Source organism: Mycobacterium sp. GA-1199 (assembly GCF_001500045.1).
Classification (GTDB): domain Bacteria; phylum Actinomycetota; class Actinomycetes; order Mycobacteriales; family Mycobacteriaceae; genus Mycobacterium.
In genome coordinates, this window is record NZ_LQIX01000034.1 from 1 (window position 1) to 21,153 (window position 21,153).

The window sequence follows — 21,153 nt, forward strand, 5'->3', positions numbered from 1 at the left end:
CCCGGCAGAAGCGCTCGACGAACTACTCTCGAATCCGTCCAAACCACCCGCTATTGCATCGATCGCTTGAAACCGCCAGTCGGATTATGACCATTACGTCTGTTTCGGCGAAACTGGGAGCCCGCGCTCATCGCGGTCGTCTGCTCTTCGCGCAAGCGCTCATCGCGGTCGTCTGCTCTTCGCGCAAGCGCTCATCGCCGCCGGACCGTGCGCTGCACTCCTCGCATCTTGGCCTGCGCGGGCAGCGGGCCCTTCGGCATCGCCGCGGGTCCGACCTTGGTGCCCAACGCGGCCAACCGCGACTCCAGCGCGTCCAACTGCTTGACGGTGATGTTCGCGGGCAGCTTGTTCAAGTGACGCTCCAGTTTGGCCAGCGGCACTTCACCCTCGCCGTTGCCGATGATGACGTCGTAGATCGGGGTGTCGCCGACCAGTCGAGCCGTGCGCTTCTTCTCCTGCGCCAGCAGCGGCCGCACACGTGACGGCGACCCCTCGCCGACGAAGATGACACCCGGCCTGCCGATCACCCGGTGCACCGCGTCGAAGTGGCCCGTCGCCGCGACACCGGGGGTCACACGCCACTTGCCTCGCATGTTGTCGAGTGCCCAGGCCGCGGCTCCCGTCTGGCCCTCCGCCTTGCTGTACACCGACTTCTGCGCTCGCCTACCGAAGATGATGAACGCGACCAGGGCGCCGAGCACGATGCCCAGCGGAATCATCATGTAGGTGGTGAAGCCGCCCGCAAAGATGCCGAGCGCCACCGAAGCGGCGACGATCAGCACGAATGCGCCGATCATGTACGGCAGCAGACGCTTGTCCTCTTTGCGCTGGAGCTGAAAAGCCTGCCACAACTGGCTGCGGCGCTGTTTCGACGCCGCCTTACGAGCCGCCTTGGCTTCGGCCTTGGCGGCCTTCAGTGCCTGGGGGTTGCGGGTTTTCGCCATTGCTTCAGGATACGGACGCCGATTTGGCCTGCGCGTACAACCGACCAGCACGGTAGGACGAGCGCACCAGCGGTCCGGCCAACACACCGGCGAAACCGAGCAGCTGGGCGAACTGTTCGTGCTCGACGAACTCGTCGGGGTGCACCCAGCGCTCGACCGGGTGGTGGCGCACCGACGGGCGCAGGTACTGGGTGATCGTGACGATATGGCAGCCGGCGTCGTACAGATCGGCCAGCGCCGCCCGCACCTCATCGGGCGTCTCGCCCATCCCGAGGATCAGGTTCGACTTCGTCACCAGCCCGAACTCGCGGGCCGCAGTCAGCACGTCGAGGCTACGCTCGTAGCGAAACGCGGGCCGGATGCGCTTGAAGATCCGCGGAACCGTTTCGACGTTGTGCGCCAACACTTCCGGGCGGGACTCGAACACCTGCCGCAGCAGGTCCGGGTCTCCGTTGAAGTCGGGGATCAGCAACTCGACGCCGGTGTTGGGGTTGAGCGCCTTGATCGCACGGACCGTCTCCGCGTACAGCCACGCACCACCGTCGGGCAGGTCGTCGCGGGCCACGCCGGTCACGGTCGAGTAGCGCAAACCCATCGCCTGCACGCTCTCGGCGGCCCGGCGCGGCTCGTCGCGGTCGAGTTCGGCCGGCTTGCCGGTGTCGATCTGGCAGAAATCGCAGCGACGGGTGCACTGCTCGCCGCCGATCAGGAACGTGGCCTCGCGGTCCTCCCAGCATTCGAAGATGTTGGGGCAGCCGGCCTCTTCGCAGACGGTGTGCAGACCCTCGCGCTTCACCAGCGCCTTGAGTTCCTGGTACTCCGGGCCCATCCTGGCGCGGGTCTTGATCCACGGCGGCTTGCGCTCGATCGGCGTCTCGGCATTGCGGACCTCGAGACGCAGCAGTTTCCGACCTTCAGGAGCGACAGTCACTACGTCAACGCTACCTCTAGCCGACCGTCGAGCGCATCGCACACGGCGTCGGCCACCCGATCGACGACGTCGGACACCGCGACCCGGCACCCCAGTTCAGCCGACAGCGAAGTGACTCCGGCGTCGGAGATTCCGCACGGCACGATCGCGCTGAACGCCGACAGGTCACAGTCACAATTGAGCGCGAAACCGTGCAGGGTGGTCGCCCGCGACACCCGGATGCCGATGGCGCCGATCTTGCGGGCCGGACCGGTTTCGTCGGCCGGCACCCACACTCCCGACCGGCCTTCGACGCGGCCGGTCCGCACACCGAGGTCGGTGCAGACCTTGATCAGCGACTCCTCGAGCCGCCGCACGAAGTTGACCACGTCGAGTGGTTCGGCCAGGCCGATGATCGGATAGCCGACGAGTTGGCCGGGGCCGTGCCAGGTGATCTTTCCGCCGCGGTCGGTGTCGATGACGGGCGTGTCGCCGGCACCGGGCTTCGGCCGTTCGGTGGCGAGCGTGCGCCGTCCAGCCGTGTACACCGGCGGGTGCTCGAGCAGCAGCAGGGTGTCCGGGCCGCCAGCCACGCGCTGGTCGGCGATCGCTCGCTGCAGCTGCCAGGCGTTCTCGTAGTCGACCGAGCCCAGTCGGCGCACCTCGACCGGAGCCGTTGCCGACCGGATCGAATGCGTCATGATCACGACGCTACTCCGGGCGCGCGTTGGCGAACGCCAACGCTTCACCAATGGTGTTGTGGTGGAAAACGAATCCGGCTCGCTCGAGCGCGGCGGGGATGGCGCGTTGACCGCCGAGCAGACCCTCGTCGGCGAACTCGCCCAGTGCGGCACGCAGCGCGAACCCGGGCACCATCAGCGGTGTCGGGCGGTTGAGCGCGCGGCCCAGCGCGGTGGTGAACTCGGCGTTGGTCACAGGCGCCGGGCCGGTGAGGTTCACCGGACCGGACAGCTCGTCGTGCGATATTGCGAACAGCAGCGCGCGGATCTCGTCCTCGAGGCTGATCCACGGCAGGTACTGGCGGCCGTCGCCCAGCCGCGCGCCCAGTCCCAGAGAGAACAGCGGCCTGAGCCTGCCGAGCATCCCTCCGGCCTGGGCCAGCACCAGCCCTGACCGCACGAGCACCACCCGGGCGCCGCCCTGCCGGGCGGGCCAGGTCGCGGCCTCCCAGTCCACGCACAGGTGGGCGAGAAACCCGTCGCCTGCCGGGGCGGTCTCGTCGGTGATCTGGGATCCGGTGTCGCCGTAGTAGCCGACCGCGCTGGCGTTGATCAGCACCGGCACCCTGGCCGCGGCGACCGCGGTGGCCAGCACCTCCGTCGGACCGATGCGGCTGTCACGCAGGCTCTGCTTGAAGGCGCCCGACCACCGCTTCTCGCCGACGTTCACCCCGCACAGGTTGACCACGGCGTCCACCCCGGCCAGCATCGCGGGGTCGAATTCGCCGGTGTCGGGGTTCCAGAACACCTCGTCGGCGTTGGACGGCGCTCGCCGGACGATGCGGAGCACCCGGTGGTCGGTGGCGCGCAACGCGTAGACCAGAGCCGTACCGATCAGACCGGACGATCCCGCGATCGCGATGACGGGTTCGGACACGAGATTCTCTAGAGGCGCTCTAGAGACCCAGATCGGCCTCGAACGCGCCTTCTTCGAGGCGACGCTTGATGGTGGTCAAAAAGCGTCCGGCGTCGGCACCGTCGATCAACCGGTGGTCGTATGTCAGCGGCAGGTAACACACCGAACGCACACCGATCGACTCGTTGCCGAACTCGTCGGCGATCACCCGCGGCCGTTTGACGATCGCCCCGGTTCCCAACATCGCCGCCTGCGGCGGGACCAGGATCGGCGTGTCGAACAGCGCGCCCTGGCTGCCGATGTTGGTGATGGTGAACGTCCCGCCGGACAGTTCGTCGGGCTTGAGGTCACCCGACCTGGCGCGCGCGGCGATATCAGCGATCGCGCGGGCCAGCCCAGCCAGCGACAAGTCACCAGCGTTCTTGATCACCGGCGACAGCAGACCCTGCTCGGTGTCGACCGCGATACCGAGATGCTCGGCGTCGTAGTAGGTGATCTCCTTGGTTTCCTCGTTGTAGCTGGCGTTGACGTTGGGATGCGCTTTGAGCGCGTCGATGACGGCGACGGCGATGAACGGCAGGTAGGTCAGGTTGACGCCCTCGCGTTCGGCGAAGCCGGCCTTCGCCCGTGCCCGCAGCGACACGATCCTGGTCATGTCGACTTCATGGGTCTGCGTCAATTGCGCTGTCGCCTGCAAGGATTCGCGTGTCTTCTTCGCGGTCAGCTGCCGGATCCGGGTGGCCTTCTGCGTGGTGCCGCGCAGGTGTGCGAGCGAAGTGGCCGGCGCGTTGGCATCCGCGGGCGCCGGCGCCGATCTGCCCGGAGCCTCGGCCGCCTTGTCGGCCGACTCCGCCGGCGCCTTGCCGGCCTCCGCGGCCGCGAGCACGTCCTGCTTACGAATACGGCCGCCGACCCCGGTGCCTTTCACGCTCGCGAGATCAACGTTGTTCTCCGCGGCCAGCTTTCGCACCAAAGGGGTGACGTAGGGACCCGAATCGCTCGCCGGCTGCGGCTCGGACCTGGGCTCCGGTTTGGGCTCGGGCTTCTTGTCTTCCTTGGGCTCGGGCTTGGACTCCTGCTTCGGTTCCGGCTTGGACTCCTGCTTCTTGTCTTCCTTGTCCTCAGGCTCGGGCTCGGGTTCGGGTTCTGGCTCCGGTTCGGGCTCGGGTTCGGGTTCCGGCTCGGCCTCGGCTTCTGCGTCGGCATCACCGATCTTGGCCAGTTCTCCGCCCACCTCGACGGTGTCATCCTCTTCTGCGGTGATCGAGATCAAGGTGCCCGCGACGGGCGAGGGAATCTCGGTGTCGACCTTGTCGGTCGACACCTCGAGCAGCGGCTCGTCGACTTCCACGCTGTCGCCGACCTTCTTCAGCCAGCGGGTCACGGTGCCTTCGGTCACCGACTCGCCGAGTTCGGGCATCAGCACCGGCGTGGATTTACCTGAGGCCCCACCCGAGGACTTCGCGGCGGGCTTGTCCTCGTCCTTCTCCTCGGGCTCGGGTTCTGATTCCGTCTCTTCGGCGGCGGGCTCGGGCTGCGCGGCCGGCTCCTCGGCCGGCTTCTCCTCTTCGGCGGGCTGTTCCTGGTCCTCCGACCCTTCGTCGTCGTCCGACGCGTCGTCCTCGGAGTCGTCGGAGTCTCCGGAGTCGCCGTCCTCGTCGGCATCACCGATGACCGCCAACTCGCCGCCCACCTCGACGGTGTCGTCCTCCTGGGCGATGATCTTTTTCAGCACACCGGAAGCGGGCGCAGGGATCTCGGTGTCGACCTTGTCGGTGGAGACTTCGAGCAGTGGCTCATCCTGTTCGACCGTGTCACCCTCTTGCTTGAGCCATCGGGTGACAGTCCCCTCGGTAACGCTCTCACCGAGTGCGGGCATCTGAACGGAGATGGCCATTGATTGACTCCCTCGCTCCCTTGAACGGTCGTCAGTCGTGCTGGGTGATTGTCTGCATACCCATCCTGTCACGTCCGGACGCGCAGTTCGCCGCAGACCGTCCGACGCACTCCTCTGGCACTATCGGAAAGAGGTGATCGGAGGGAGCGCGGACGCGAGTGGGAGTCCTCGACAGGTTTCGGCGCGGGAAGCGCAAAGGCGTGGGTCCGGGTGGCGACCCCGCTGCGGATCTGAACTATCTCCGGCAGTGGGTCGCCACCCACACCGGCGTGGAAGCGTTCGTGGAACCGAAGACCACCGTCACCGACGTCACCGTGGTGCTGGTGGCCGCCGACGGGGAGTGGACGCGGCGGCGCGCCGGGGGAGACGCCGGCGCCCGGCGGCTGTCCGAATGGCTGAAGATTCCGGTCTACGACGTGCAGAAAGTCGGCTACCCGCAGCGGATGCGCGACTACGACGAGAAACGTCGCATCGAGCGCCGACGCGCAGCTCGACGGGAGCTCGACGAGCGCTGACCATCGACACTGCTACGGTACCGGCGGTTCCGCCAAGTCACGGGAGGTGCGATGGGGGACGTCGCTACGCGGTTGGTCGACAGCACGGACGACGTGCGGATCGCGGTCTACGAAGAAGGCGATCCTGAGGGTCCGACCCTGGTCCTCGTGCACGGGTGGCCCGACTCGCACGTGCTGTGGGACGGCGTGGTGCCGCTGCTGTCCGACCGGTTCCGCATCGTGCGCTACGACAACCGCGGTGTCGGGAAATCGACTGGGCCCAAGCGGGTTTCGGCCTATCACATGTCTCGCTACGCGGACGACTTCGAAGCGGTCGTCGCCGCGGTGAGCCCGGGTGAGCCGGTGCACGTACTCGCCCACGACTGGGGCTCGGCGGCCATGTGGGAATACCTGGCCCGGCCGGGGGCCGGCGACCGGGTCGCGTCGTTCACCTCGATCTCCGGGCCCAGCATCGACCACCTCAACGTCTTCATCACCAGCAGTCTGATGCGCCCGTGGCGTCCGCGCCGATTCGTGCGCGCACTGAGCCAGTTCGTGTCCTTCGCCTATATGGGCCTCTTCTCGATCCCGGTGCTCGCACCGCTGGCGGTGCGTGGCTTCGTCGCGAACCTGGTGCGCCAGATCCTGTTGGTGCGCGACGGCATCCCGCATGAGCAACTGCACCACGGTGCGACCTACAGGGCCGATGCCGCCAAGAGCGTCAAGGTCTACGGCGCCAACTACCTGCGCTCGATGACGCCGGGGCGCAAGGACCATTACGTCGATGTCCCGGTGCAGCTCATCGTCAACATCAAAGACCCATTCGTGCGGCCCCACGTCTACGAGGACACCGCCCGATGGGTGGCGCGGGTGTGGCGCCGCGACATCTCCGCCGGGCACTGGTCGCCGATGTCGCATCCGCAAGCCATCGCCCGCTCCGTCGAGCAGCTTGTCGACTTCCTCGACGGTGAACCACCCGCGCGTGAACTGCTGCGCGCGCAGGTCGGTCGGCCACGCGAATACTTCAGCGACACACTGGTTTCCGTTACGGGTGCGGGCAGCGGTATCGGCCGTGCGACGGCGTTGGCGTTCGCCCGCGAGGGCGCCGAGATCGTGGTCAGCGACGTCGACGAGGGCACCGCGAAGGAGACCGCGGCGCAGGTCACCGCGCGCGGCGGAATTGCGCACGCCTACACCCTCGACGTGTCCGACGCCGACGCCGTCGAGCGGTTCGCCGAAAAGGTGTGCGCAGAACACGGCGTGCCCGACATCCTGGTCAACAACGCCGGCGTCGGGCACGCGGGCATGTTCCTGGACACCCCGCGCGAGGAGTACGACCGCGTGATGTCCATCAACTTCGGTGGAGTCGTCAACTGCTGCAGGTCTTTTGGGCGCAGGATGGTCGACCGCGGACTCGGCGGGCACGTCGTCAACATCTCCTCGATGGCGGCGTACTCACCGCAGCAGTCGATGAACGCCTACGCCACCAGCAAGGCGGCGGTGTTCATGTTCGGCGACTGCCTGCGCGCGGAATTGGACCAGGCGGGCGTCGGGCTGACCACCGTGTGCCCCGGCGTCATCGACACCAACATCGTGCACACCACCCGGTTCGACATCCCCGCCTCCAAGCGGGACAAGGTCGAAGCCCGTCGCGCGCAGCTCGAGAAGGCGTTCTCCCGGCGGCGGTACGGCCCCGACAAGGCCGCCAACGCGATCGTGTCGGCGGTCAAGAAGAACAAGCCGATCCGCCCGGTCGCCCCGGAGGCCCACATCGTCTACGGCGTCGCACACCTTCTGCCGCAGGTGATGCGCAGCACCGCTCGCGGCAAGGTCGTCTAGCGCCGAGACCGACGCTTTGGCGGCTTTTTGCGAGCGAAAGCCGCCATTTCGTCGGTTTGGAAGGGCCTACCCGCTCGCGGCTACTGCCTAATCAGCCGCTCGCGGCTATGTCCTCCAGGACCGCGAACATCGTCCGCGTCGGCACACCCGTGCCGCCCTTGCCCGTGTAACCCCACGGCCCTCCCGTGTTGTACGCCGGGCCGGCGATGTCGATGTGGGCCCACTGCACACCCTCGGGCACGAACTCGCGCAGGTAAGTCCCCGCGACAAGCATGCCGGCATAGCGCGAACCGCTGACGTTGGCGAGGTCGGCGACCGTCGACTTCAGATCGTCCTTGAGTTCCTCGGGCAACGGCATCGCCCAAGCGTTCTCGCCGACCGCCTGCGAAATCCGCGCCACCCGGTCGCGGAACTCGTCACTGCCCATGACCCCCGGAGTGCGGGCGCCGAGCGCGACGGTCTGGGCACCGGTCAGCGTCGACGTCTCGATCAGGTAGTCCGGCTTGTCCTCACCCGCGCGCACGATCGCGTCGGCCAGGATCAGCCTGCCCTCGGCGTCGGTGTTGAGCACCTCGACCGTGATGCCGCCGTACTGCGTCAACACGTCACCGGGGCGCTGCGCGGTCGCCGACGGCATGTTCTCGGCCATCGGCACCGTGGCGATCACGTCGATGGGCAGCTTCTGCCGGGCCGCCAGCACCACCGTGGCGATGACGGCCGCCGCGCCGCCCATGTCGGAGGTCATGTGGTGCATGTTCGCCGCGGGTTTGATCGAGATGCCGCCGGTGTCGAACGTAATGCCCTTGCCGACCAGCGCGACACGCCTGCCCCTGCGTTTGGCGCCCTTGTGCGTCAGCCGCACCAGCCTCGGCGGCCGCGACGAACCCTTGCCGACACCGATGATGCCGCCGTAACCGGCCTTCTCCAACGCCTTCTCGTCCAGGACCTCGACCGACAATCCGGCCGCCTCGCCCAAAGCCTTTGCGCGCCTGGCGAACTCGTCGGGGAACAGGTGGCTGGGCGGAGTGTTGACGAAATCGCGGGCGGTGGCGACCGCGGTCGCGATGTCGGCGGCGCGTTGCGCGGCCTCCTTGGTGCCCGACTTGGCGTCCGGAGCCAAAGCCGTGATCTCTCGCAGGCCGGCGTCTTTGGGCGCGGTCTTGTCGCTGCGGAAGTCGCTGAACCGGTATGCACCGAGAATCAGGCCCTCGACCGCCGCCGCCAGATCCACGCCCGACAGCGTGGTCAGCACCGACTCGGTGCCGTTGAGCGACCGGGCCGCCACGCCCGCCGCGCGGCGGATGACATCGGCCTGGTAGTCGTCGCGTGACTTACCGAGCCCGACGGCCAGCACGCTGCCCACCGGAAGTGACGGTGCCACGACGCGCGTGACCTGCTCGCTGCCGCCCTTGGCGCCCAGCGCCGCCAGCGCGGACTCGATCTCAGCGACCGCTGCTGCGTCGAGGGACGGGCTGGGCACGACCTTCGCCGCCGAGTCGTCGTCCCCGTTCACGACGGGAACGATCAGCACCGAGCCGTCGGCTTTGCGTTTGGGCAGCGACGTGCTGACGGTGACGGTCGGGGTCTGATATCCAGAGGTTGCAGGGCTCACGAATCCCAACCCTAGCTTCAGCAGCCGGCGTGCAGGTCGTAGGCCGTTACCGGACCCTCGAACCCCTTGAGCGTCAACGGTTCCAGCTGAGCCGCGGGGTGCTCGGGCAGCGCGTCGCGCACATCGCGCGCGGCCAGGACCTGGCCGGGCGCCGCGGCGCTGACCAGCCGCGCGGCCAAATTGACGGGGGTACCGAAGTAGTCGCCTCCGATCGAGAGCACCAACCCGTACCCCAGACCGGCCCGAACGCCCAACCCGCTCTCGCGGGCCCTCGGATACTCGACCAGGTCGGTCGCGACCTCGACGAGCTGCTCGGGGTCAGAGTTCACCCACATCACCTCGTCGCCGATGAACTTGACCACCCGGCCGCCGTCGCTGTGCACGACATCGCTCACCGCGCCGCTGAACTCGACCAGCAGGTCCGACAGCTCCGTGGGGCTCAGCCGCTGGGTCAGTACCGTGAACCCTGACAGGTCGGCGAACCCGACGCCGCAGGTCACCATGGCCGACGCATCGTGGATGACGTCCTCGAAGTACGCCCTGGCGCTGGTGATGTGGTGGCGCCACACCGAGTCCATCAGCGCCGAGATGCCGGGCACGAGTGCGGCGACCGAACGGTAGGCGCGCGCGGTGGTCAATTCGTCGTGGGTGTGCGTCATCAGCAGATCCGGCTGCGCGAGTCGGATCATCGTCCCGCTGGCCTCGGCCAGGCGGGCCATCGACGCACCGACGATCCGCAGGAAGTTGAGGGCTGCGTCGGGGCCCGTCACCGCGCTGATCGTCTGCCACGACGCCAGTGCGTCCACGTCGGCGCGGCTCAGCGCGGGCACGTCGGGGCCGGAGACACGCAGACCGAGCGCCTGCCAAGCGTGGGCGAGGTCGGCGAGCGGGACGCCGAGTTGGTCGGCGGCCGCCTGCAGCGTGTAGGTGGGGGGTCCGGACCACTGCAGGACGTCGCCGGCCAGGCCGAAGAGCCGGCCGCGGCGTTCGGCCTCGACCATGTCCTCGGCGGAAAAGCCCAGCGAGTCGAGGTAGGCGATCAACCCGGCCCGCGCATGGGCGTCGGCGATCCCGGCGGCTTGCAGCGCGTCGAGGTCGACCACCTGCACAAGTGTGCCAACTTCGCGGCCCCACTAGGGTGGATCGGCGTGACCGACGTGTTGAAGGGCCCGCTGGAAGACCGCCACCGCGAACTGGGTGCGAGCTTCGCCGAGTTCGGCGGCTGGCTGATGCCCGTTTCGTACGCGGGAACGGTCAGCGAGCACAACTCGACGCGCAACTCCGTCGGGCTGTTCGACGTCAGCCATCTGGGCAAGGCGTTGGTGCGCGGTTCCGGCGCCGCCGAATACGTCAATTCCGCGTTCACCAACGACCTGCGCAGGATCGGCCCCGGCAAGGCGCAATACACGTTGTGCTGCAACGACTCCGGTGGGGTGATCGACGACCTGATCGCCTACTACGTCTCCGACGACGAGATCTTCCTGGTGCCCAACGCCGCCAACACCGCCGCGGTCGTCGAAGCGCTGCGGGAGCGCGCGCCTGCCGGCCTCACCATCACCGACGAACACCGGTCGTACGCGGTGCTCGCGGTTCAGGGACCGAAGTCCGCCGAGACGGTCGGCGGGTTGGGGCTGCCCACCGACATGGACTACATGGGCTACGCCGACGCCGAGTTCGCCGGCGTACCGGTGCGGGTCTGTCGCACCGGTTACACCGGCGAGCACGGCTATGAGCTGCTGCCGCCGTGGGACCGCGCGGGCGTGGTCTTCGACGCGCTGCTCGAGGCCGTCACGGCCGAAGGTGGTGAGCCTGCCGGACTGGGCGCTCGCGACACCCTGCGCACCGAGATGGGTTATCCGCTGCACGGCCACGAATTGTCGCCGGACTTTTCGCCGTTGCAGGCCCGGTGCGGGTGGGCCGTCGGCTGGCGCAAGGAGGCGTTCTGGGGGCGCGACGCGCTGCTGGCCGAAAAGGAGGCCGGCCCGGCCCGGCTGCTGCGCGGTCTCAAGGCCGTCGGCCGGGGAGTGCTGCGGGCCGATTTCACCGTCCTCGACGGCGACCGGCCCGTGGGGCTGACGACATCGGGAACCTTCTCTCCCACATTGAAAGTCGGCATCGGACTGGCCTTGATCGACACCGCGGCCGACATTGCCGACGGGGATCGCGTCACGGTCGACGTCCGCGGCCGCGCGATCGAGTGCGAGGTGGTCAAGCCCCCGTTCGTCGCGGCAAAAACCCGGTAGCGCGCGGATATACAATCGCTGCATGACTGACGGCCCCCTCGAGTTCACGGTTGAGCGCAATGCGAACCGGGCGAGCGACGAGGTACGGGCGTCGATCCTGGCCGATCCCGGATTCGGCCGCTACCACACCGATCACATGGTCTCGATCGAATACCGGGAGGGCCACGGCTGGCACGACGCGCGCGTGATCCCCTACGGCCCGATCGAACTCGACCCGTCGGCGATCGTGCTGCACTATGCGCAGGAGATCTTCGAGGGCCTCAAGGCCTACCGCTGGGCGGACGGCTCGGTCGTATCGTTCCGGCCGGAGGCCAACGCGCGCAGACTGCGGACGTCGGCGCGGCGGCTGGCCATCCCGGAACTGCCCGACGATGTCTTCATCGAGTCGCTGCGCCAGCTCATCGCGGTCGACGAACAATGGGTCCCGCCCGCCGGGGGTGAGGAGTCGCTGTACCTGCGGCCGTTCGTGTTCGCCACCGAGCCCGGACTCGGTGTGCGGCCGGCGACCGAATACCGCTACATGGTCATCGCCTCACCGGCCGGCGCCTACTTCACCGGCGGTATCAAACCCGTCTCCGTGTGGCTGTCCACCGAATACGTGCGGGCTTGCCCGGGCGGGACCGGCGCCGCCAAGTTCGGCGGGAACTACGCCGCTTCGCTGCTCGCCCAGGCCCAGGCCGCCGACAACGACTGCGACCAGGTGGTGTGGTTGGACGCCGCCGAACGCCGCTATGTCGAGGAGATGGGCGGGATGAACCTGTTCTTCGTCTTCGGCAGCGGCGGGTCGGCGCGGCTCGTGACCCCCGAGCTGAGTGGCTCGATCCTGCCCGGTGTTACGCGAGATTCATTGCTGCAGTTGGCATCCGATGCTGGTTTCGCCGTCGAGGAACGCAAGATCGACGTCGACGAGTGGCAGAAGAAAGCGGCCGCGGGCGAGATCACCGAGGTGTTCGCGTGCGGGACCGCCGCGGTGATCACCCCGGTCGGCACCGTCAAGCACGCAGAAGGCGAGTTCACCATCGCCGACGGCGGGCCAGGGGAGATCACGATGGCGCTGCGCGACACGTTGACCGGGATTCAACGAGGCACGTTCGCCGATACGCACGGCTGGATGGCCCGACTCGGCTGAGCCGGGCCACCCACACCGCCGCCCTCGCGGGTACCGAAAGGCTCCGACGTCGTACTTGGCGGATTCTTGGTGACTTCTTGGAACGGGCTCAGCGGATGACGAGCCCTAACGCCGTGATCGTCGTCGTCACCTCGATCGCGGCGCCGAGCACGTCGCCGGTGATCCCGCCGAAGCGCCGCACGCAGTGCACGACGAGCAGCGCGCCGCACGCGAGCCCGGCCGCGACGGCCAGTGGTCCCTGCCAGGGCCGGGGGCCCGCGAATGCGGCCAACCCGGCGGCGGCGACGCTCCACACGACGACCACGACCCAGGACTGGGTGCCTGCGACCCGGGCGCCCAGCGCACTGCCCGCCGCGGCGGGCACGCCTCGACGGCACGCCAGCACCGCCGCGACCCGCCCGCACATGAGCGCCACCACCAGCCCCAGGGCGGTCAACCCGCCGAACGTGAAGGCCTGCGCGAGGATCACCAAGACCACCGCGGCCACGCCGAACGGGCCTGCCGAGCCGTCGCGCATCACCTCCAGTGCGCGCTGCGGCGGACCGTAACAGCCCAAACCGTCGGCGGTGTCGGCGAGACCGTCGATGTGCAGGGCACGCGTCGCGGCCACGACGACAGCCACCGCCAGCAGCCCGGCCAGCGCCCCGGGCCCGAATGCCCACGACGCCGCCCACACCGTGGCCGCCGCCAGCCCGCCGATCGCCGCACCGGCCACCGGCAACGCCGTCAAAGCACCGCGCCCGACCGCGGCCCCATTCCGAACCGGTGCGACGGTGCCGAACGCGAAAGCCCCTGTGATCGAACGGATCACGTGCTAGTCCTCCCGGGGCATGCGTGTGATCCCCGCGTCGTCGAACGTCGCCATCGACGCCAGCGTGGCCACCGCCGCCCGCACGATCGGCAATGCGACCGCTGCTCCGGTGCCCTCGCCGAGGCGCATGCGCATATCGACGATCGGCTCGAGTCCCAGCCGGTTCAGCGCCACCTCGTGGGCGGGTTCGGTGGACCGGTGCCCGGCCTGCCACCACTGTCGGGCACCGGGTGCGAGGCGTTCGGCCAGCAGCGCCGCCGCCGTCACCACCAGGCCGTCGAGCAGCACCGGCGTCCGCCGCACGGCCGCCTGCGCGCAGAACCCGGCGATCGCGGCCAGATCGGCGCCGGCGCAGATACGCAGCAGCGCAACGGGATCGGTGAGGCTGTTGCGGCACCGGTACAGCGCGTCGCGGACCGCGGCGGCCTTGCGCGCCCAACCCGCGTCGTCGACACCGGTGCCTCTCCCGACCAACACGACCGGCTCGGTGTCCGTGAGCGCCGCGATCAAAGTCGTTGCCGGGGTGGTGTTTCCGATGCCCATATCGCCCGCGATCAGCAGGTCGGCACCCGAGTCGACCTCGTCGTCGACGATGCGCCGGCCGGCCTCGAGTGCGGCGGTGACCTCATCGGCGCTCAACGCGTCTTCGACCGTGATGTCGCCGCTGCCCCGACGCACCTTGTGCGCGCCGATCGTCGGGGAGTGCGGTTCTTCGGTGTCGACCGCGATGTCGACGACCCGCACGGTCGCGCCGGCGGCCTCGGCGAGCACGTTGATCGCCGCACCGCCGGCGTCGAAGGCGGCGACCATTTGCGCGGTGACGTCCGGCGGGTAGGCCGAAACCCCTGCCGAGGCGACGCCGTGGTCTCCGGCGAACACCACCACCCGCGGGCGCGCAAGCGGCCGTGGGGGGCACACGCCCTGGCATGACGCGATCCACACCGCGAGCTCTTCCAGCCTGCCCAGAGATCCGGGAGGCTTGACGAGTTGGTCCTGGCGTGCACGGGCGGCGGTGGCGGCCTCGGCGGCGGGTGGCTGGACGGCGGGGAAGTCCGTCACACCGGCTCCTTCACGGCCAGCGGCTGTCCGGCGACGACGAGCACGACCCGATCGCAGGCCGCGGCGAGCCGCTGGTTGAGCGATCCCAGCTCGTCGGCGAACCGGCGACCTGCCGTCGTCGGCGGTACGACGGTCAGCCCCACCTCGGGGCTGACGATCGCCAGCGGAGCGGGGAAGCCCCCGACCGCGTCAAGCAGCTCGTCGACGTCCGCGGCGACCGAGCCCCCAATCCACGCGCCCGCCCGGTCCATCGCCGCGGTCAGCCATGAACCGATGTCGTCGACCAGCGTCGCGACGTGGTGCGCGCGCAATTGCGTTGCGACATCCGTGGTTTCGACGGTGGACCACCGATCCCGGCGGCGCGATCGGTGGGCCGCTACCCGGGCCGCCCACTCGGGGTCATCGGCGGGCGAGGGTCCGGTGGCCAGGTAGCACACCGGTTGCGCGTCGGACGCCTCGTCGGCGAGCGCGGCTTCGGCCCACTGCGACTTACCCGACCGGATGCCGCCGAGCACCAGGGTGCGCACCGGGCTCAGGTGACCTTGTCGCCGCGGTTCACCTGCGGGCGCGGTGCGCGCATGCGACGCAGCTGCGAGGCGCGGCTGGCCGCGTAGAAGCCGAGCTTCCAGCCGCCTTCGGTGTTGTTCGGGAACTTCTCGTCGACCAGCCGGTTGACCCGGCGGCCGAGGATGAAGCCGTCGATCACCATGATCAGCACCAGTACGAGCATCGCGGGGGACAGTAGGCGCTGCACCTGCACCGAGGGCACCGCGAGCATCACGAAGATCAGGCCGAGCGCGGACGGCATGAACAGCCCGAGCACGTTGCGGCGGGCGTCCACCACGTCGCGGACATAACGACGCACCGGCCCCTTGTCCCGGGGGAGCAGGTAGGCCTCTTCGCCGGCCATCATCCGTTCGCGGCGCTCGTTCATCTGCTCGCGGCGCGCCGCCTTCTCCTCGCGGCGCTCCTCACGGCTCATCTTGTTGCGCATCTCCTTGCGGCGGCGACGCGCTTCGGCGGCCGTGAGCGGGGCCGGTGCCACCGGGCCGCGCTTGCGGGCCGCCTGGGTGCGCTTGGGCGTGGGCCGGCCCTTGGGCGGGGTGGTGCCCGTGGGCCTGGCGGTGTCCTGTGCCTCCTCGGCGGTGTTCTCCGACACCTCGGCGCTCGACGCGTCGGCGGTCGGCTTGTCGTCCTTCTTGCGGCCCAGCAGCTTCACGCCTGCCAGGTTACTTCCGCCGCGAGGGGCGCCACTGCCTGGGGAGGAGGCCTGGGGACAGAACTCGGGAATAGCGTCGAGACGAGGTACCGTTGATTTGTACGCGCCACGACAATGAGGCCTACAGGAGACGTAATGACAGTTCAGGAAGAGTCGGCAGGAACCCCCGGGACGGCGACCGCCACCCACGGTGTGATCCTGACCGATGCCGCTGCCGCGAAGGCCAAGGCGTTGCTGGACCAGGAGGGCCGCGACGACCTGGCCCTGCGCATCGCCGTGCAGCCGGGTGGGTGCGCCGGACTGCGCTACAACCTGTTCTTCGACGACCGGTCGCTCGACGGTGACCTGTCCGCGGAATTCGGCGGCGTGAACCTGACGGTGGACCGGATGAGCGCACCGTATGTGCAGGGCGCGACCATCGACTTCGTCGACACGATCGAGAAGCAGGGTTTCACCATCGACAATCCCAACGCCACCGGCTCGTGCGCCTGCGGCGACTCCTTCAACTGATTTCCGACCCGGTCGGTCAGTACTGCCCAGAGGTGCGCGGCAGGTAGGAACACACCAGGATTTCGTTGTCCTCCGCCAACAGCTGAGCGACGGCCTGCTGTTCGCGCGTGTCGCTCTGTTCTCGGCGTGAACCGCCCGCAGGCGTCACCCGCATGGTGAACAGCACCTGAGCCTGGTGGGGCGAGGGCTGGACGATCTTGTCGATCGATATCACCTCGGCCTGCCTGTACTGCTTGCGGAACGCGTCGCCCGACAGGCGCGCGAGCGCCAGGTCCGAGCGCTTCTCCTTCACCGCGTCGAAGAGCCCACACAGGGTGTGGCGGGCGACGGTCTCGTTGTCGCCGTTGGTCAGCGCGTCCAGGTAGTCCTGGATGGCGGCCGTCACCGAGGATTCGCTCAGCGTGTTCGAACCGGCCGGTTCCTCGTCGCCACCCGCCATGGCGACGACCGCGACGACCGCCGCGACCACCGCGAGCGCCACCACCGCCGCCAGGACGATCGGCCACCGCTTCTTCTTGCGGTACGGCACCGGCGGCGGCAGCATGCCCGGATACGCCGACGGCACGTTCTCCGGATACGGAAGTGATTGCGGATACATTTGCGGGCCGGTCGGTCCAGCGCCGTAATCGGGCGGGTACGGACCGGTCATATAGTTGCTCCCCCGAGATGTGGGTAGGAAGGCGCCTGTCTACAGTGCTGTCTTACGAGGCGGGCATGTCTTTGTAGGCAGGTTAGCGCACGAGAAATATCTAGGCGACTTAATCAAATGAAGGGTGTAGTTCGTGACAATTGCGGTGACCGGATCGATTGCAACCGACCACCTGATGCGGTTCCCCGGGAAATTCTCCGAACAGCTGCTGCCCGAACACCTGCAGAAAGTCTCGCTCAGCTTCCTCGTCGACGACCTCGTCGTTCACCGCGGCGGCGTCGCGGGCAACATGGCCTTCGCCATCGGCGTGCTCGGTGGTGACGTCGCGCTCGTGGGCGCCGTCGGCCGCGACTTCGACGACTACCGCAGCTGGCTGGAGGCCGTCGGCGTCGACACCGAAAGCGTGCTGATCTCCGAGGACGCCTACACCGCGCGGTTCGTCTGCACCACCGACGAGGCCATGGCGCAGATCGCGTCGTTCTATCCGGGTGCGATGTCGGAGGCGCGCAACATCTCGCTGGCCGAGCTGGCCAAGCGGATCGGGGAGCCCGAGCTGGTCATCATCGGCGCCAACGACCCCGAGGCGATGTTCTTGCACACCGAGGAGTGCCGCAAGCTCGGCCTGCCCTTCGCCGCCGACCCCTCCCAGCAGCTGGCGCGGCTGTCGGGGGAGGAGATCCGCAAGCTGATCGACGGCGCCACCTATCTGTTCACCAACGACTACGAATGGGATCTGCTGCTACAGAAGTCCGGCTGGAGCGAGGCCCAGGTGATGAGCCAGATCGGGCTGCGCGTCACCACGCTCGGCCCCAAGGGCGTCGACGTGGTCAGCTCCGACGGCACCTTCATCCACGTCGGCGTGGTTCCGGAAAAGCACCAGGCCGATCCGACCGGTATCGGAGACGCGTTCCGGGCCGGCTTCCTCACCGGTCGCAGTGCCGGGCTGAGCCTGGAGCGTTCGGCGCAGCTCGCCTCGCTGGTGGCCGTGCTCGTGTTCGAGGCGCCCGGCCCGCAGGAATGGAGCTGGAACCGAGACGAGGCGATCCAGCGGCTCGGTGACGCCTACGGTGACGAAGCGGCCGAAGAGATCTCGCAGGCGCTCAAGTAGCTACAGCTGCACCGGGTAGGTCGGCTCGCCGATCTCCGGGGTGATGCTGTGCTCGACGAAGATCGCGTGCCACAGCATGAAGATCAGCACCGTCCACAACCGGCGGCTGTGATCGCTTGTGCCGTCGCGGTGTTCGTCGAGCATGGTGCGGACGGTCGCGAGGTCGACCAGCTCGCCCGCCTGCGACGAGTTGACCATCGAGTACGCCCAGTCCTGTAGTTCGCCGGCCCGCAGCCAGTGCCGGATCGGCACCGGGAAGCCCAGCTTGGGCCGGTTGAGCACGTGCTCGGGAACGATCGGCTCCAACGCCCGCCGTAAAGCGAATTTCGTTGTGGCCCTTGTGATCTTCTGGTCATACGGTAGCCGGGAAGCGACGGCGAAAACCTCAGGGTCCAGGAAGGGCACCCGCAGTTCGAGCGAGTTCGCCATGGTCATCTTGTCGGCCTTGACCAGGATGTCGCCGCGCAGCCAAGTGAACAGGTCGACGTGTTGCATGCGCGCGACCGGGTCGGTCCCCTGCGACGCGGCGTACACCGGCGCTGTCACGTCGGTGTGCGTCCACTCCTGACGGAACCCGGGGAGCACCGCGCGCAGTTGCTCGTCGGAGAAACTGCGCGCGTTGCCGTAGTAGCGCTCCTCGAGCGTGAGCGAACCGCGGTGCAGCAGGCTCTTGCCCCGCATACCCTCGGGCAGCGGTCGCGACGCCCGCCCCAACGACCGTCGCACCGAGCGCGGCAGATACTCGAATGGCTTCAGCGACAACGGTTCCCGGTAGATGGTGTAGCCGCCGAACAATTCGTCGGCGCCCTCGCCGGAGAGCACCACCTTGACGTGTTTTCGGGCTTCGCGGGCGATGAAGAACAATGGCACCAGCGCCGGGTCGGCGACGGGTTCGTCCAGATACCAGACGATTTCGGGCAGCGCGGCGACGAACTCGGCCTGGCTGACCACCTTGGCCACATGCCGGGCGCCGATCGCCTCGGCCGAGGCGACCGCGACGTCGACCTCGGAGAAGCCCTCCCGTTCGAACCCGGTGGTGAACGTGATCAACCGCGGGTTGTGCCGCATGGCCAGCGCCGCGATCGCCGTCGAGTCGATGCCGCCGGACAGGAACGCGCCCACGGTCACGTCGGCACGCATGTGCTTGGCGACCGAATCCTCGAGCACCGCGGTGATCTCGTCGTAGCGGTCCTGCTCACGGCCCTCGGCGAATGGAACAGCGGAGAACCGCGGATGGAAGTAGCGGGTCACCTCGAGTTCACCGCCCGGACGCACGCGCCCGTAGCTACCCGACTCCAGCCTGCGGATCCCGACGTGCAGGGTCTCGGGTTCGGGGACGTACTGCAGCACCGTGTAGTGCTGAACGGCCCGCTGATCGATGTCGAGGTCGAGGCCCAGGTCGTCGGCGAGTTCGAGCAGGCACTTCTTCTCGCTGCCCACCGCCGTGCCCCCCGGGCCGGTGGCCAGGTAGAGCGGTTTGATGCCGAACGGGTCGCGGGCACAGAACAGCTCACCGCCGACGGTGTCCCACAGCGCGAAGGCGAACATGCCGCGCAGCCGGGTCAGCGCGTCGGTGCCCCAGTGGTGGTACGCCGCGATGATGGTCTCGCCGTCACCGTCGGTGTGAAACGTCACGCCGTGCCGGGCCGTCAGTTCCTCGCGTAGCTCGAGATAGTTGTAGATTTCGCCGTTGAACACGAGCACATAGCGGTCGGGCGAGTCCGGCGGACCCCACCGCAGGGGTTGGTGGCTGTGGGCGATGTCGATGATCGACAACCGGTTGAACCCGAGCACGACCCGGTCGTCGGACCACGTCCCGGGCTCGTCGGGGCCGCGATGACGCATCAGGTGCGACGCGCCGGACACCGCGTCGATCAGCGGGGGGGATACCTCAGCGGACGGGTCACGCACCAGGGCCAGCAGTCCGCACACGGCGCCAGTATGCCTAATCCCGAGGTGTGTTGAGACCTGCACCCGGGCGTGGTCTACGCTGCGTAGTATTCGCTCCAGAAATTGACCGCACCGCGGTCGCGCGTCACTGACTTCTAGGAGGCTCCAACGTGACACCTCGCGGGCTGAAGGCGGTGGCGCGAACCGCGTCGCTGGCAATCGTCCTGGGTGCTACGGCGTTGCTGCTCAGCGGTTGCAGCTGGTCGGAGGTGCTGGGTCTGGGATGGCCGAAAGGCATCACGCCCGAAGCGCACGTCAACCGCGAACTGTGGATCGGTTCGGTGATCGCCTCGCTGGTCGTCGGCGCGATCGTGTGGGGGCTCATCTTCTGGTCCTCGGCGTTTCACCGGGCCAAGAAGACCGACACCGAGTTGCCGCGCCAGTTCGGCTACAACATGCCGCTGGAACTGGTGCTGACCGTCATCCCGTTCCTGATCATCTCGGTGCTGTTCTACTTCACCGTGGTGGTGCAGGAGAGGATGCTGCACGAGGAGTCGAATCCCGAAGTCGTGGTCAGCGTCACCGCCTTCCAATGGAACTGGAAGTTCGGCTACAAGAACGTGAACTTCTCCGACGGCACCTTCACCTACGAGGGCGCCGACCCCGAGCGCGCGGCCGCCGTGGCGTCGGGCCCCGAGGGCCTGGAGGGTGAGCACGGCGGCGAGGAAGGTTCACACGACCCGGCATTCGGCGTGATCGCCGGCAAGCACCCGCAGGACCGTTCGTACCTGGCGTTCGACAAGGTCGAGACGCTCGGCTCGTCCTCGGAGATCCCGGTGCTGGTGGTGCCGTCCGGCAAGCGCATCGAATTCCAGATCGCCTCGGCCGACGTCATCCACGGATTCTGGGTGCCGGAGTTCCTGTTCAAGCGCGACGTGATGCCCAACCCGCGGGCGAACAACTCCGACAACACCTTCCAGATCAGCGAGATCACCCAGACCGGGGCGTTCGTCGGGCGGTGCACCGAGATGTGCGGCACCTACCACGCGATGATGAACTTCGAACTGCGCGTGGTGGAGCCCAACGACTTCAAGGCGTATCTGCAGCAGCGCATCGACGGCAAGACCAACGCCCAGGCGCTGCAGGCCATCAACCAGCCACCGACCGCGATCACCACGAAGCCGTTCGACACCCGTCGCGGTGAACTGGCGCCCCAGCTAACGCAGGCCAGCAAGTAGGGACA

At 68.3% G+C, this 21,153-nt stretch carries 20 protein-coding genes; 7 read left to right on the forward strand and 13 right to left on the reverse strand.

Translation table 11 applies throughout. The features are described from left to right. Positions 1–191: 191 nt before the first annotated feature. The 5 genes from AU198_RS18060 to sucB are packed head-to-tail and all read right to left on the reverse strand — an operon-like array spanning position 192 to position 5,347. Positions 192–944 carry a DUF4191 domain-containing protein gene (locus tag AU198_RS18060; RefSeq protein WP_064349887.1) on the reverse strand — a complete coding sequence of 251 codons (753 nt, stop codon included), beginning with the start codon at positions 942–944 and terminating at the stop codon, positions 192–194. A 4-nt stretch (positions 945–948) separates the two neighbouring features. After that, on the reverse strand, positions 949–1,875 hold the full coding sequence (gene lipA / locus AU198_RS18065; protein WP_064349888.1) for a lipoyl synthase: 927 nt from the start codon (positions 1,873–1,875) through the stop codon (positions 949–951). Further along, positions 1,875–2,555: a lipoyl(octanoyl) transferase LipB gene (gene lipB / locus AU198_RS18070; protein ID WP_064350184.1), complete on the reverse strand. Its 681-nt coding sequence runs from the start codon at positions 2,553–2,555 to the stop codon at positions 1,875–1,877. The genes lipA and lipB overlap by 1 nt, the downstream gene beginning before the upstream one ends. Before the next feature lie 10 nt (positions 2,556–2,565). Further along, positions 2,566–3,471, reverse strand: a complete 906-nt coding sequence (locus AU198_RS18075) for a TIGR01777 family oxidoreductase (protein ID WP_064349890.1) — start codon at positions 3,469–3,471, stop codon at positions 2,566–2,568. Positions 3,472–3,490: 19 nt separating this feature from the next. Next, complete coding sequence (gene sucB / locus AU198_RS18080; protein WP_064349892.1) at positions 3,491–5,347, reverse strand: 2-oxoglutarate dehydrogenase, E2 component, dihydrolipoamide succinyltransferase; 1,857 nt, start codon at positions 5,345–5,347, stop codon at positions 3,491–3,493. A 158-nt stretch (positions 5,348–5,505) separates the two neighbouring features. Here sucB and AU198_RS18085 point away from each other — a divergent pair, with 158 nt between their 5' ends. Together AU198_RS18085 and AU198_RS18090 are read left to right on the forward strand one after the other, a co-directional pair. Beyond that, positions 5,506–5,862 (forward strand): hypothetical protein, encoded by a 357-nt coding sequence (locus AU198_RS18085; RefSeq protein WP_064349893.1) that lies wholly within the window; start codon positions 5,506–5,508, stop codon positions 5,860–5,862. Positions 5,863–5,913: 51 nt separating this feature from the next. Continuing rightward, on the forward strand, positions 5,914–7,680 hold the full coding sequence (locus AU198_RS18090) for an SDR family oxidoreductase (protein ID WP_064349894.1): 1,767 nt from the start codon (positions 5,914–5,916) through the stop codon (positions 7,678–7,680). Positions 7,681–7,771: 91 nt separating this feature from the next. Here AU198_RS18090 and AU198_RS18095 read toward each other — a convergent pair whose 3' ends face one another. Next, a complete protein-coding gene (locus AU198_RS18095; RefSeq protein ID WP_064349896.1) occupies positions 7,772–9,292 on the reverse strand; it encodes a leucyl aminopeptidase in 1,521 nt (506 codons plus the stop codon). A 17-nt stretch (positions 9,293–9,309) separates the two neighbouring features. Next, positions 9,310–10,395: an adenylate/guanylate cyclase domain-containing protein gene (locus AU198_RS18100; RefSeq protein ID WP_064349898.1), complete on the reverse strand. Its 1,086-nt coding sequence runs from the start codon at positions 10,393–10,395 to the stop codon at positions 9,310–9,312. Between the two features lie 45 nt (positions 10,396–10,440). Between AU198_RS18100 and gcvT the strand changes: the two genes are divergently transcribed. Both gcvT and AU198_RS18110 read left to right on the forward strand, forming a co-directional pair. Further along, on the forward strand, positions 10,441–11,535 hold the full coding sequence (gene gcvT, locus AU198_RS18105) for a glycine cleavage system aminomethyltransferase GcvT (RefSeq protein ID WP_064350185.1): 1,095 nt from the start codon (positions 10,441–10,443) through the stop codon (positions 11,533–11,535). A 22-nt stretch (positions 11,536–11,557) separates the two neighbouring features. After that, positions 11,558–12,664 carry a branched-chain amino acid aminotransferase gene (locus tag AU198_RS18110; protein WP_064349899.1) on the forward strand — a complete coding sequence of 369 codons (1,107 nt, stop codon included), beginning with the start codon at positions 11,558–11,560 and terminating at the stop codon, positions 12,662–12,664. Between the two features lie 88 nt (positions 12,665–12,752). Here AU198_RS18110 and AU198_RS18115 read toward each other — a convergent pair whose 3' ends face one another. Genes AU198_RS18115 through AU198_RS18130 form a run of 4 tightly spaced genes read right to left on the reverse strand, consistent with a single transcriptional unit; the run spans position 12,753 to position 15,693 of the window. Next, positions 12,753–13,475, reverse strand: a complete 723-nt coding sequence (locus AU198_RS18115) for an adenosylcobinamide-GDP ribazoletransferase (protein ID WP_064349901.1) — start codon at positions 13,473–13,475, stop codon at positions 12,753–12,755. Positions 13,476–13,478: 3 nt separating this feature from the next. Further along, entirely contained in the window at positions 13,479–14,534 is a 1,056-nt protein-coding gene (cobT, locus tag AU198_RS18120; RefSeq protein ID WP_064349903.1) for a nicotinate-nucleotide--dimethylbenzimidazole phosphoribosyltransferase, read from the reverse strand. Then, complete coding sequence (locus AU198_RS18125) at positions 14,531–15,061, reverse strand: bifunctional adenosylcobinamide kinase/adenosylcobinamide-phosphate guanylyltransferase (RefSeq protein ID WP_064349904.1); 531 nt, start codon at positions 15,059–15,061, stop codon at positions 14,531–14,533. The genes cobT and AU198_RS18125 overlap by 4 nt, the downstream gene beginning before the upstream one ends. Positions 15,062–15,066: 5 nt before the next feature. Next, on the reverse strand, positions 15,067–15,693 hold the full coding sequence (locus tag AU198_RS18130; RefSeq protein WP_502689306.1) for a DUF3043 domain-containing protein: 627 nt from the start codon (positions 15,691–15,693) through the stop codon (positions 15,067–15,069). Between the two features lie 195 nt (positions 15,694–15,888). Here AU198_RS18130 and AU198_RS18135 point away from each other — a divergent pair, with 195 nt between their 5' ends. Further along, entirely contained in the window at positions 15,889–16,263 is a 375-nt protein-coding gene (locus AU198_RS18135; RefSeq protein WP_064349908.1) for a HesB/IscA family protein, read from the forward strand. Positions 16,264–16,279: 16 nt separating this feature from the next. Here AU198_RS18135 and AU198_RS18140 read toward each other — a convergent pair whose 3' ends face one another. Beyond that, a complete protein-coding gene (locus AU198_RS18140) occupies positions 16,280–16,912 on the reverse strand; it encodes an Rv0361 family membrane protein (protein ID WP_064349909.1) in 633 nt (210 codons plus the stop codon). A gap of 133 nt (positions 16,913–17,045) precedes the next feature. Between AU198_RS18140 and AU198_RS18145 the strand changes: the two genes are divergently transcribed. Then, positions 17,046–18,020 (forward strand): carbohydrate kinase family protein, encoded by a 975-nt coding sequence (locus AU198_RS18145; RefSeq protein WP_064349911.1) that lies wholly within the window; start codon positions 17,046–17,048, stop codon positions 18,018–18,020. Here AU198_RS18145 and asnB read toward each other — a convergent pair whose 3' ends face one another. Then, on the reverse strand, positions 18,021–19,952 hold the full coding sequence (gene asnB, locus AU198_RS18150; protein WP_064349912.1) for an asparagine synthase (glutamine-hydrolyzing): 1,932 nt from the start codon (positions 19,950–19,952) through the stop codon (positions 18,021–18,023). Positions 19,953–20,080: 128 nt separating this feature from the next. On the opposite strand from asnB, the gene ctaC reads away from it, so the two are divergent. Then, positions 20,081–21,148 (forward strand): aa3-type cytochrome oxidase subunit II, encoded by a 1,068-nt coding sequence (ctaC, locus tag AU198_RS18155; RefSeq protein ID WP_064349915.1) that lies wholly within the window; start codon positions 20,081–20,083, stop codon positions 21,146–21,148. Positions 21,149–21,153 lie beyond the last annotated feature (5 nt).